General features: G+C 65.5%; 12 protein-coding genes. 10 read left to right on the forward strand and 2 right to left on the reverse strand.

The genetic code is table 11. The annotated features are described in order from the left end of the window. Window positions 1-300 precede the first annotated feature (300 nt). On the reverse strand, window positions 301-1599 hold the full coding sequence (locus P0D73_RS24655) for an MFS transporter (RefSeq protein WP_408433153.1): 1299 nt from the start codon (window positions 1597-1599) through the stop codon (window positions 301-303). Between the two features lie 191 nt (window positions 1600-1790). Here P0D73_RS24655 and P0D73_RS24660 point away from each other — a divergent pair, with 191 nt between their 5' ends. From P0D73_RS24660 to mdcH, 8 genes are read left to right on the forward strand one after another with little or no spacing between them, the layout of a single operon-like run. Continuing rightward, the gene (locus P0D73_RS24660; RefSeq protein ID WP_408178460.1) at window positions 1791-2564 is read left to right on the forward strand and encodes a GntR family transcriptional regulator; all 774 of its coding nucleotides are present in this window, start codon (window positions 1791-1793) and stop codon (window positions 2562-2564) included. Between the two features lie 9 nt (window positions 2565-2573). Further along, window positions 2574-4253, forward strand: a complete 1680-nt coding sequence (gene mdcA, locus P0D73_RS24665) for a malonate decarboxylase subunit alpha (protein WP_408286102.1) — start codon at window positions 2574-2576, stop codon at window positions 4251-4253. Between the two features lie 2 nt (window positions 4254-4255). Beyond that, window positions 4256-5254: a triphosphoribosyl-dephospho-CoA synthase gene (locus tag P0D73_RS24670; RefSeq protein WP_408286104.1), complete on the forward strand. Its 999-nt coding sequence runs from the start codon at window positions 4256-4258 to the stop codon at window positions 5252-5254. Further along, complete coding sequence (locus P0D73_RS24675) at window positions 5242-5556, forward strand: malonate decarboxylase subunit delta (protein ID WP_132382761.1); 315 nt, start codon at window positions 5242-5244, stop codon at window positions 5554-5556. The genes P0D73_RS24670 and P0D73_RS24675 overlap by 13 nt, the downstream gene beginning before the upstream one ends. Next, complete coding sequence (locus tag P0D73_RS24680) at window positions 5553-6437, forward strand: biotin-independent malonate decarboxylase subunit beta (RefSeq protein WP_408433131.1); 885 nt, start codon at window positions 5553-5555, stop codon at window positions 6435-6437. The genes P0D73_RS24675 and P0D73_RS24680 overlap by 4 nt, the downstream gene beginning before the upstream one ends. Next, window positions 6434-7252, forward strand: coding sequence for a biotin-independent malonate decarboxylase subunit gamma (gene mdcE / locus P0D73_RS24685; protein WP_408433133.1), 819 nt, complete (start codon window positions 6434-6436; stop codon window positions 7250-7252). Before P0D73_RS24680 ends, mdcE begins: the two co-directional genes overlap by 4 nt. Further along, the gene (locus P0D73_RS24690) at window positions 7252-7956 is read left to right on the forward strand and encodes a malonate decarboxylase holo-ACP synthase (protein ID WP_408433155.1); all 705 of its coding nucleotides are present in this window, start codon (window positions 7252-7254) and stop codon (window positions 7954-7956) included. The genes mdcE and P0D73_RS24690 overlap by 1 nt, the downstream gene beginning before the upstream one ends. Then, window positions 7956-8888 carry a malonate decarboxylase subunit epsilon gene (gene mdcH / locus P0D73_RS24695; protein WP_408433135.1) on the forward strand — a complete coding sequence of 311 codons (933 nt, stop codon included), beginning with the start codon at window positions 7956-7958 and terminating at the stop codon, window positions 8886-8888. Before P0D73_RS24690 ends, mdcH begins: the two co-directional genes overlap by 1 nt. Before the next feature lie 29 nt (window positions 8889-8917). On the opposite strand, the gene P0D73_RS24700 is transcribed toward mdcH, so the two are convergent. Continuing rightward, the gene (locus P0D73_RS24700; protein WP_408313983.1) at window positions 8918-9856 is read right to left on the reverse strand and encodes a LysR family transcriptional regulator; all 939 of its coding nucleotides are present in this window, start codon (window positions 9854-9856) and stop codon (window positions 8918-8920) included. A 183-nt stretch (window positions 9857-10039) separates the two neighbouring features. Between P0D73_RS24700 and P0D73_RS24705 the strand changes: the two genes are divergently transcribed. Further along, on the forward strand, window positions 10040-10819 hold the full coding sequence (locus P0D73_RS24705) for a putative hydro-lyase (protein ID WP_408433137.1): 780 nt from the start codon (window positions 10040-10042) through the stop codon (window positions 10817-10819). A gap of 66 nt (window positions 10820-10885) precedes the next feature. Next, window positions 10886-12187: an MFS transporter gene (locus tag P0D73_RS24710; protein WP_408433139.1), complete on the forward strand. Its 1302-nt coding sequence runs from the start codon at window positions 10886-10888 to the stop codon at window positions 12185-12187. The last annotated feature ends 4 nt before the right edge of the window (window positions 12188-12191 follow it).

A 12191-nucleotide genomic window follows, 5' to 3' on the forward strand; every position in this document is an offset into this window, starting at 1 on the left:
AGTGCTGCGACTTTCGCTCGCTGCTTTCACGGAAACGACCCGGGTCTCGTCAAAACCAGAAGTGTTCATGAATCTTTGATTGTGGCTGCGTAGCTCAAGCCACCATTGGAGAGGACCGACGGCGTCAAGCTTCTCGTTTGAATTGTTAATGCACCAGCAAAGTTTGACGACCAACTTTAATTGATTGAATAAAATAAGATACGCTTTGACAATCAGACTATCGCCCCTACTCGCGGACGTTGACCCCACGCAATAATGCGCAGGGGCAACTCCGCCCGCCACTCAGCCAAACGGCCAAACTCACTGCGGTAAAACCTCGCCCTTCGTCTCCGGCGCGAACGGAATCACGAACAGGCCGACGATAAACGCGAGCGCCGTCAACGCCACCGGCACGCCGAGCGTATGCAAATGCAGCACCGCCGCGCCGAGCAGAAAGTTGACACCCGCGCCGACGAACCGCCCGAACGACGTGCAGAACGCGAACGCCGTCGCCCGCACGCGGGTTTCGAACTGCTCCGGCAGCCACAAGCTGAACAGCGCGAAATTGCCGCCGAAGAAACCCAGCACGAAGAGCCACGCGATGAACGGCGCGAGCCCATTGGGCAAGTAAAACGCCCAGCCGAAGCTGCCGACGATCGCCACCGCCATGCCGACGAAGTAGATCGCCAGCGTCTTCTTGCGGCCGATCCGCTCAGCGAGCGGCGGTAACGCGAGACAGCCGAGGATCGTCGCGATGGACAAGAGCCCCGTGGCCAGCGACGCCGTTCTGATCGCATCGTTCTTGGCCATGCCGGCCTTGGTCGCCAGTTGAATCACGGCGGACGGCTCGTACACCGCGCCCGCCCACAGGCCGATGATGGCGATCGTCAGCAGAATGCACGCGACCCAGGTGCGGCGTCGATAAGCCGGTCCCATGATCTCGCGCAAGGGCTTGGTGCGCACGGTGCGCGCCTCGGCCTTCTCCCACTTCTCCGACTCTTTCACCCGCAGCAGGATCAGAATCGCGACCACCACCGGCACCGCACCGGTCAGGAACATCGCGCGCCAGCCGTAATGCACGCCGACCGTGTAGTTCAGCGCCGCCGCAAGGAAGAACCCGGCGTAGTAGCCCGTTTGCAGATAGCCGGCGCCCATCTTGCGGCGATCCTCCGGCCACGCCTCCGCCACATAGGTCCCGGCCAGCGCCCACTCGCCGCCGATGCCGACGCCTGCAATGAAGCGATAGATACCGAGCTCCCACACGTTGTGCGAAGTCGCCGCGAGTCCCGTGAAAATGGCGAACGTGAAGATGGTGCCGGCCAGCACCTTGGTGCGGCCGAAGCGGTCGGCAAGCGGCCCCCAGATGAACGACAGCCCCCACCCGACCAGGAACAGCGCGAACAGGATCGACCCGGCCAGGCCGACGTTCGCCGGCGTCGCCGCATAACCCGAGCGCGGCAGCAGTTCGGTCAAGGCCGGCGTCAACACGAGCGCGTAGATGAACGAGTCCATCCCGTCGAGCGTCCAGCCTGCCCACGCCCCCCAAAAACCTGCGATCTGCGAACGATTGAGCGGCGTGCGGCGCCGCGAGACCGACGTGCGGTCGGTTAGTGAATTCATCATGCTCCTCCGGCCCAACGGTTGGCGTACTTAAGGTTGACGTACTTAACGCGAACGACGAGATGGCGCGTTTGTGACGAACCGAGGTGTCCTCGCACGACCAGTCAGAGGACGCCACGGACAGAAGGCAAACAAATTTCCGGGTTTGCCCGCCTGTAATTCGCGTCTTTTCATATATAATATTTGATATTATGAGCGACGCAATAGATGGTTTTCCCCTGGACGCCCCGGCGCGCATGCCGCTTCTACCCGCGGCGGCGCCGCGTGAGAGCACGTCCCGCGTGATTGCGGAGGCGCTGCGTGCGGCGATTGTCGACGGAACGCTGGCCCCCGGCGCGCCGCTGCGGCAGGACGCGATCGCGCGGCATTTTTCAGTCAGCGCAATTCCCGTGCGCGAAGCCTTGCGGCAGTTGGAGAGCGAGGGCTGGGCCAAGGCCGCCGTGCACAAGGGCGCGACCGTCGCGCCTTTGTCGGCGGAAGAAGCGCGCGAAATCTACGAGATCCGCTCGGCGCTGGAGAGTCTCGCCATCGGGCTGGCGATTCCTAATCACACGGCCGCCACCTTGCAGGAATCCGTTGCTCTGTGCCGCGCCGCCGAGCTCGAGGCAAACCCGTCGCTGTACGTCGCGCGCAATGTCGCGTTTCATATGAGCCTGTATGCGCCCGCCGGCCGTCCGCAACTCGAGGACATGATCGGCACGCTGCACCGGCGTGGTGAAAGATATCTGCGCTTGAAGTTCGGCTTGCCGTCGTACAAGGGCGAGTCCGACAATGAACACGCCGCCCTGCTCGACGCCGTGCAACGCCGCGACATTCCCGCCGCGCAAAAGCTGGTCGTCGCGCATCTGCTGGGCACGGGCGACCTGCTTTATCGTTTCCTGACCGAACGCGCGCAGGCCGAGGCCGCGCTCGCGAATCAACCCAAGCCGCGCGGCAGACGCCCGCGTGCCACCACCGGGAGCTGAGAGAAGCCGATGAACCAACCCGCCCAAGCCGCTGCGTCCGCAGTTTCAACACCTACCGCCCGTTCGTGGACCACGCGTCGCGACGAAAAGAACCGCCGCCTCGCCGCCATTGCACCCTGGCTCGAAGACGGTGTGCTGCCGCCGGAGCGCATCGTCGATGCGCTCGAAACGCTGATTCAGCCGGGCGACCGCGTCGCTCTCGAGGGCGACAACCAGAAGCAGGCCGACTTCCTGTCCCGTTCGTTCGCCAAGGTCGATCCGCAAAAGATCCATGACGTGCATCTGCTGATTTCGAGCATTGGCCGCCCTGAGCATCTGACGCTGTTCGAGCGCGGCATCGCGCACAAGGTCGACTTTTCGTTTGCCGGGCCGCAGAGCCTGCGGGTTGCGCAATTGCTCGAAGACGGCCAGCTGGAAATCGGCGCGATCTACACGTACGTCGAGTTGTACGCGCGCATGTTCGTCGATCTGACGCCGCACGTCGCGCTGCTGTGCGCCGAAAAGGCCGACCGTCACGGCAATCTGTACACCGGCGCGAATACCGAAGACACACCCACCATCGCCGAGGCCGCCGCTTTCCGTCATGGCATCGTGATCGTGCAGGTCAACGAGATCGTCGACGAACTGCCGCGCGTCGATATTCCGGGTTCATGGGTCGACGTGGTCGTGCAGGCGGACCGGCCGTTCGCCGTCGAGCCGCTGTTCACACGCGATCCGCGCCATATCGGCGACCTGCAGGTGCTCACCGCCATGATGGTGATTCGCGGCATCTACGAACCGTACGGCGTGAGCTCGCTGAATCACGGCATTGGTTTCGATACGGCCGCGATCGAATTGCTGCTGCCCACGTACGGCGAATCGCTCGGTCTGAAGGGCAAGATCTGCCGCAACTGGACGCTCAACCCGCATCCCACCATGATTCCGGCGATCGAATCAGGCTGGGTCGACAGCATTCATTGTTTCGGCAGCGAAGTCGGCATGGAGGCGTATATCGAGGCCCGTCCCGACGTGTTCTTCACCGGCAACGACGGCAGCCTGCGCTCGAACCGCGTGCTGTGCCAGTTGGCCGGGCAATACGGCGTCGATCTGTTTATCGGCTCGACCTTGCAGATCGATGCGGACGCGAATTCGTCGACCGTCACCCGCGGGCGTCTCGCCGGTTTCGGCGGTGCGCCGAACATGGGCCACGATCCGCGCGGCCGGCGTCATTCGAGCGAAGCGTGGCTCAAGCTGCTGCGCGATGAGGGTCCAGTGTCCCGTGGCCACAAGCTGGTCGTGCAGATGGCCGAGACCTACAAGAAAGGGGGCGAGCCGACCTTCGTCGATGAACTCGACGCCGTCGCGGTCGGCGCGAAAAGCGGCATGCCGGTCGCACCCGTGATGATCTACGGCGACGACGTCAGCCACGTGGTCACCGAAGAAGGCATCGCGCATCTGCACAAGGCCGAAGGCATCGACGAGCGGCGCGCGGCGATCGCCGCCGTGGCCGGCGTGACGCCGATCGGGCTGCGCGCCAAGCCGGAGAAAACAGCGGAGTTGCGGCGGCGCGGCATCGTCGCGTATCCCGAGGATCTCGGCATCCGGCGCGGCGAGGCCAAGCGCTCGCTGCTGGCGGCACGCAGCATCGACGATCTGGTGACGTGGTCGGGCGGCCTGTACGAGCCGCCGGCGCGCTTCAGGAGCTGGTGAGCATGGCGCCCGCTGCTTTGCTCGCGCGCGCGCAAGCGCAAGCACCGTGTGGTCGCGCCGTACGAGCGACGCTGGCCGATTCGCGCGTCGACGTTGCCGATGTCTCTCACGCCACGGCCCGCGCCGCCCATCTCGCGCCGACGCTTTCCGACACACAGTTGGCACGTTATGCCATCACCGCACTGATCGCCGAAGCCCAACTCACGCCCAAGCCCGCGCTGGTCGACCGGCGCGGCAGCGGCGCGCATCGCGACCTCGATCTCGACACCATGCTGCGCTCGGCGCACGCGCTCGAGCCGACCTTCGCGATGCTTGCCCGCGCGGCGCGCCGCCGCGGCGAACCGTCCGCGTTGCTGCGCACTGAACTCGCGCAGATCGGCCGCGCCGGCGAACAGGACATGTTGCGAGCAACAAGCGGCAGCAACGCGCATCGCGGCGCGATCTGGATCGTCGGCCTGCTGGTCGCGGGGGCGTCGCTGCCCATCGGTGCCATGCGTCCGAACGCGTCGCAGATCAGCACGCTTGCCGCGCAGATCGCCTGCTTCCCGGATCGCTTCGCCGCGCCGTCCGACAGTCACGGTGAACGCGCGCGTCAACGCTACCAGGTCGGCGGAGCGCGCCGCGAAGCGCAAGACGGCTTCCCGCATGTCGTCGATGTGGGTCTGCCCGCGTTGCTCGCCGCGCGCGAGCGAGGCATCGACGAAAACGCCGCGCGCGTCGACGCCCTGCTCTCGATCATGGCAACGCTGGACGACACCTGCCTGCTGCATCGCGCGGGCTTGCCCGGTTTGCACGCCGGGCAACACGGCGCGCAACGCGTGCTGGACGCGGGCGGCAGTTCGACGCCCGCGGGCCTTGAAGCGCTCGCCGCGCTCGAACACAACTTGCTATCGCTCAACGCATCGCCCGGCGGCGCAGCCGATCTGCTCGCCGCCACCCTCTTTCTCGACATGCTGGCGCATCACGACGCCGACAGGAGCTCCGACTCATGGAAAATCTGACCTTCGACTATCCGGCGAAACGCGCCGTCACGACCCGCGCGCATGTCGGCGTGGTGGGCTCCGGCGATCTGGAAGTGCTGCTCTCGCCCGCCGATCCGGCTAGCGCGCTGACGGCGCACGTCGTCGTGCGCACCAGCGTCGACGGCTACAGCCACATCTGGAAGAGCGTGTTCGACCGCTTTTTCACCCGCTACGACGGCGCCGCGCAAATCGAAATCAACGACTTCGGCGCGACGCCCGGCGTGGTCGCGCTGCGGCTCGCGGAGGCCGTCGAAGCCGCCGAACAGGGAGACGACGCATGAATACGGCTGCGACCGCTCATCCCGCGCCGATGCTGCGCGAGAGTTTCATCGAACTGCCGGCGCGCGAGCGCGCTCGCTCGCTGCTGGATGCGGGCACTTTCCGCGAACTGCTCGGCCCGTTCGACAAGATCGAATCGCCGTGGCTGCCGTTGCAAGGCGTCGTCTGCCAGGCGGATGACGGCTGCGTGATCGCGCGCGGCACCATCGACGGCGAACCCGCCGTGGTCGCCGCGATCGAGTCCGCGTTCCAGGGCGGCAGCATCGGCGAAGTGTCGGGCAGCAAGATCGCCGCGGCGCTCGAACTGGCCTTGCGCGACTGCGAACGCGGCAAGATCGTGCGGCCGGTCGTGCTGTTCGAAACCGGCGGCGTGCGGCTTCAGGAAGCCAATCTCGGCCTCGCGGTGATCGCGGAGATTCAGGCCGCGATCGTCGCATTGCGGCGGCATGTGCCGGTGGTCGGCGTGATCGCGGGTATGGTGGGCTGTTTTGGCGGCATGTCGCTGGCGGCTGCGTTGTGTTCGTACCTGGTCGTCACGAAGCAAGGGCGGCTCGGCATGAACGGCCCCGAAGTGATCGAACAGGAAGCCGGCATCGACGAGCTCGATGCAAGCGATCGCCGCCGCGTGTGGCAACTGATCGGCGGCGAACAGCGGGCGGCTACCGCGCTCGCCGATCAACTGGTCGACGACGACGCCGACGCGGTGCGCACCGCCGTGCGTTCCGCCTTCGAGCAAGGCGTGCCCGCCGCGCATCGCAGCGAACAGGTCGACGTTTTCCTGAACCGGCTCGCGCAGATCGATCCCGCCAGCGTCACACCGGAATCCATGCGTGACGTGTTCAACCGTCACGCGCAAACCGAATCACGCAAGGAGCAAGGATGAGCGACGCACAACCTAGCCGCGGCGCGCGCTGGTTCCAGGCGCTGGCAGGCGAATCGATCAGCCAGGCACCCGTGTTGAGCGGCGACGCAGCGCTCGGCGGCGAGACCGCGCATTTCTTCTCGGTCGTGCCCGATCCCGCCAACCGCTTTCCGCGCGCGACGGATAACGTGGTCGGCCTCGAACAGGGCTGGCGGCTCGCGCGCGCCGTGCGCGATGCCGTTGCGCGGGATGAAGCGAGCGGCACGCGCCGCCCGATCGTCGCGATCGTCGACGTGAAAAGCCAGGCGTACGGCTATCGCGAGGAGATGCTCGGCATTCACCTCGCCTGCGCCGCGGCCGTCGACGCCTACGCCGCCGCGCGCGACGCGGGCCATCCGGTGATCACGCTGATCGTCGGACCGGCCATGTCGGGCGCGTTCCTCGCGCACGGCTACCAGGGCAACCGCATCGTCGCGCTCGACGCGCCCGGCACCATGGTTCACGCGATGGGCAAGGAAGCCGCCGCGCGCGTCACGCGCCGCACGGTCGAAGCGCTCGACGCACTCGGCGAAACCATCGTGCCGATGTCTTACTCGATGACGTCGTTCGCCAAACTCGGCCTGCTCGACCAGTTGATCGACGGCGTCGATGCCGACGCGCCGGACGCCGCGCAGATCGAGCGTGTGCGCCAGGTGTTGGCCGAGCAGATTCGCAGCGTGCGCGACGATGGTCGCCGCAATCTCGCGCATCGGCTGGAATCGGCGGCGGCGCAGAAGAATCGCGCGGCGTCGATCGAAGTGCGCCGGCGTCTCGCCGAACAATGGGATGCCGTGTGATGCAAGTGTGTGCCGCGCCGCCGTTTGCAATCGAACACGCATTGTCGTGCGAGGCGCGATGGCGGCCGCATGATTTGCTGCGTCTGCAACGCTTGCAAGCATTCGATGGTGAACCGGCGTGGGTGCGCGAGGCTTTTCAGCGCGCGCCGTATGCGGTCGTACGACGCGCGCGGGCGGCCAACGGGTACGTCGCGATCGGTATGCGCGGTGCCGGGCGGTCGGAACGCTATGGCACGTGGGCATCGTCGGCGGATGTGGTGAGCGCCGTGTCGCCGGAAGCGCTCGCTTTTTCGTGCACGCCACTCGCCGGGCGCAACGCACTGCCCGCTTTCGCCGCGCTCGCCGCGTTGCAGGAGGCCGCGACGGGTCCGTTGAGTGCATTCGTCTGGGGACCGACTGGTAGTGCCGGCTTCGAACTTGCGACACACGTACCGACGGTGACGGCAACGAGCGATCTCGACCTGCTCATCCGCACCCGCGACAAACCGCTCGCGCAAGTTCGAGCCGTTGAATTGCTGCGGCATCTGCAAGCGCTGGCGGAACGCATCGGCGTGCGCGTGGACGCGCAGCTCGATACGCCCGCCGGCGGCGTGGCGCTAGCCGAGTGGGCAGCGGGCAAACCGCGCGTGCTGGCACGCCACGAGCGTGGCCCGCAACTGATCGAGAATCCCTGGGCCGCCACGTCTCACGGCGGCGACGCCTGATGCTCGCGCTGCTTTTCCCCGGCCAGGGCGCGCAGACGGATGGCTTCCTGCATCGTCTGCCGGAGCATCACGCGGTGCGCGACACGCTCGCGGAAGCGTCGCAGGTGCTCGGCGTCGATGTGCTCACACTGGACACGCCCGACGCCTTGCGCTCGACCGTCGCGGTGCAGATCGGCTTGACGGTCGCGGGCGTGGCGCTCACGCGCGCGCTGGCTGCCGAACGGTTCGTGCCGGAGATCAGCGCGGGCTTATCGGTCGGCGCATATCCGGCGGCAGTGAGCTGCGGCGCGATTCACTTCGAAGACGCGCTGAAAATGGTTCGCCGCCGGGCCGAATTGATGGAGACTGCGTACCCATCCGGCTACGGTCTCGCCGCGATATCGGGTTTGACCGAGTATCAAGTGGAAACCCTCGCTGCGCGGCATGCCGAAGAAGAACAGCAGCATGTCTATATCGGCAATGTGAACGCGCCGCGCCAGATTATCATAGCGGGCCCGAATGACGCACTGGACGCCTTCATCAAACGCGCGCTCGCAGCGGGCGCGCGCAAGGCCACTCGCCTCGCGGTGAGTGTGCCGTCGCATTGCGAATTGCTCGCGCAAGCCACGGACGAACTGGTCGCCTACGCGAAGGACGTGCCCTTTCACGCGCCGCAAAGCATCTATGTCGGCAATCGCGGTGGCCGTCCGTTGTATACGGCGGACGCGATCCGCAACGACCTCGCGACCAATATCCGCTACACCGTGCGCTGGTTCGACGCGCTTACGGTCATGCAGGAAATGGGCGCACATGTGTTGATCGAAGCGCCACCGGGCCAGGTCTTGACCGACATCGCGCATGAATACTTTCCTGAAACCGCCGCGCTCGCAGCCAGCACCTTCTCGTTCGATCGACTCGTGGCCACCGCGCGACGGCGTCTGGACGCCGGCTAAACACGCCGCGCGGTGTTCGTCAGCATGCCTCAGCGTTTCTCGATCAACTGCCGCCCCATCGCCTTCGCATACTGATCGCACGCGTTACGCGCGACACGCGATGCCGCCAGCACGCCGACATCGGCGTCGTCACGGTAATACATCGCGACATCGATCGGCGGCGGCAGCGGACGCACCTGCAATTGCCCCAGTTCGCCGTTGCTTAGATAAGGCTCGACGAATAGCGCGGGCACCGCCGCAATCCCAAAGCCGTCGCGCAGCAGTTTCACGATCACCGCGACCGACGGCATGCAGGTCACCTGAGTCTGCGCGAGCGGCACACCGGCGCGCTTTGCGAGCGCCTGCACGATCGCATCGACGGCGACTTGCGGCGCGGTGCCACGGCCGAACGTCAGCACGGGTTTGCTCAACATCGTTTGCACATGTTTTGCGCGGCTGGCGGGAATCAGATCGCTGCGCGCGATCCAGCGCACGGGATAGCTCGCCAATAAGGTCGACACGATCGACGCCTCATGCTCCCCGGTTTCTTCCACCTGAATCACCAGATCCAGTTCGCCCGCGCGCAAACGCGGCCCGAGTATCGCGCTCGAATCGACGGTGAGATCCACGACGATGCGGTTGTACTCGAGGTTCAGCATGCGGATGTAGTCCGGCAGCCAGCTATGCACCACCGTCTCGATCACGCCGAGGCGCAAGCGCGTCGCCACTTGCGTCTCATCTTGCGCGGCCAGTTGCAGCGAGCGCGTGGCCTGCACCACCGAGCGCGCATGCGCGAGCAGACGCTCGCCATTCGCGGTGAGCTGAAATTCCGCGGCATCGCGCTCGATCAACTCGACGCCCAACTCCGCTTCGAGCGTTTTGATGCGCAGCGAAATCGCCGCGGGCGTCGCGTGCATGGCGGTGGCGGTCGCGCGAAAACTGCCCAGGCGGGCGAGCGTCAGAAACGTTTCGACAAAGCGGGTGTTCATTGCAGGTTCTCTCAACAGCGGCGGGATGGACGCGATCATCGCCGCAAACCGGCTGCGGCGCTGTTAAGTTTAATTTAACGAAACGCAATAAAAACTCGCTGGATGGATATTTTTGACGTTACTAATCTGGGTTACATCACAGAGCTTTTCAGCCAGCGCGATCTACCTGGAGTCGAGCAGTCCATGTCCTACACGCCGTCCGAGTTTCGTCAGCAGATACGCAGCCGCCGCCTGTCCGGTCCCACTGCGGGCTATTGCGGCGACTATGCGCAAGCCAACCTCGCCATCCTGCCCAAACAACACGCCGACGATTTCCTGCGCTTCTGCACGCTGAATCCGAAAGCCTGTCCGCTGCTGGGCATCGGCGAACCAGGCGATTGGCGCGTGCCCGCGCTCGGCGCCGATCTCGACATCCGCAACGACGTGCCGGCGTTTTACGTGTACCGGCATGGCGAGCGCGCCGAAGAAGTGCGCAGTCTCGACGAATTGTGGCGCGACGATCTGGTGGTGTTCGCGATCGGTTGCTCGTTTTCCTTCGAAGAAATGCTGCGGCGTGAAGGCATCGCGCTGCGTCATATCGAACAGCAGGTCAATGTGCCGATGTATCGCACACACGAGCGCAATGTGGCGGCCGGCGTATTCGGCGGCAACCGCGTCGTCTCGATGCGGCCGATGAAAGCCGCCGACGCCATCCGCGCGATCCAGATCACCAGCCGCTTTCCCGCCGTGCACGGTGCGCCGGTTCATATCGGCGATCCTTCGCTGATCGGCATTCGCGATCTGGCGCGTCCCGATTTCGGCGACGCCGTCGAAGTGCGCAGCGACGAGCTGCCCGTGTTCTGGGCTTGCGGCGTCACACCGCAAGCCGCCATCGAAAGCGCACGTCTGCCGTTCGCGATTGCGCACAAGCCGGGACACATGCTCGTCACCGACATTCCCAACACTACGCTGGCGGTGCTGTAGCCGCGGCGTTTGCCCCCATCACCAGCCGCGCGACGAGACGCGGCCAACGACGACCGGAGTGCAAGCATGGAAACCGAAGCGCAGTTGACCGCCGACGCCGGGCATTACGACGCGGCCGGATCAGGAAAAGGCCCGTTCGCGTGGTATCGGCAGATCTCCGCCAGTGAGAAGCGCGCCTTCTGGAGCTGCAAGATTGGCTATGTGCTCGATGCCATGGACACGCAGTTCCTGAGCTTCGTGATTCCGACGCTGATCGCGACGTGGGGCATCACGCGCGGCGACGCCGGTCTGATCGGCACGGTCACGCTGCTGAGTTCTGCGCTCGGCGGCTGGGCTGCCGGCGTGCTGTCGGATCGCATCGGCCGGGTCAAGACACTGCAGATCACGATTCTCTGGTTCGCGGTCTTCACGCTGGCTTGCGCGCTGACGCAGAATTTCTCGCAACTGCTATGGGCGCGCGGGCTGATGGGACTCGGCTTCGGCGGCGAGTGGACGGCCGGAGCGGTGCTGATCGGCGAAGTGATCCGTGCGCGCGATCGCGGCAAGGCGGTGGGACTCGTGCAGGCCGGCTGGGCGATCGGCTGGGGTATCTCGACGCTGCTCTTCATGGCCGTGTTCTCGCTGGTGCCGGCCGATTACGCGTGGCGCGTGCTGTTCGCGATCGGCATTGCGCCGGCGCCGTTCGTGATCTGGATCCGCCGCTTCGTCGACGAACCCGAGGTGCATCGGCAGCAGAAAGCGGCGCAGGCCGCCACGCAAACGCGCACCTCGCTGCTCGAGATTTTCCGTGGCGAGATTTTGTGGACGACGCTGCGCGCGTCCGTGCTGGCAACCGGCGTGCAAGGCGGCTACTACGCGGTGACTACCTGGCTGCCGACGTATCTGAAGACCGAACGGCATCTGAGCGTGATCGGCACCGGCAGCTATCTGGGCGTGATAATCATCGGTTCGTATTGCGGCTATCTGACGGGCGCTTATGTCAGCGACAGGATCGGCCGCAAGCGCGCCTTCATCGCGTTCGCACTGGCGTCGTGCGCGATTGCGCTGATCTACACGCAACTGCCGCTCGACAATCTCTCGATGCTCGTGCTCGGTTTCCCGCTCGGCTTCTGCGCGTCCGGCATTTTCTCGGGCATGGGCGCGTTCCTCACCGAACTGTTCCCCACGCGGATTCGCGGCTCCGGTCAGGGCTTCTGCTACAACTTCGGGCGGGCGGTCGGCGCGACGTTTCCGTTCCTGATCGGCTACGTCTCGCAGACGATGACGCTCGGCCACGCGATCGGCGTGTTCGCAGCGGCGGCATATGGTGTCGTGATCCTCGCCGCGCTGACGTTGCCTGAAACCAGAGGACGGCAACTCAGCGCGTGAGCCA

The organism is Paraburkholderia sp. RL18-101-BIB-B (genome assembly GCF_046026985.1).
Taxonomy (GTDB): Bacteria; Pseudomonadota; Gammaproteobacteria; order Burkholderiales; family Burkholderiaceae; genus Paraburkholderia.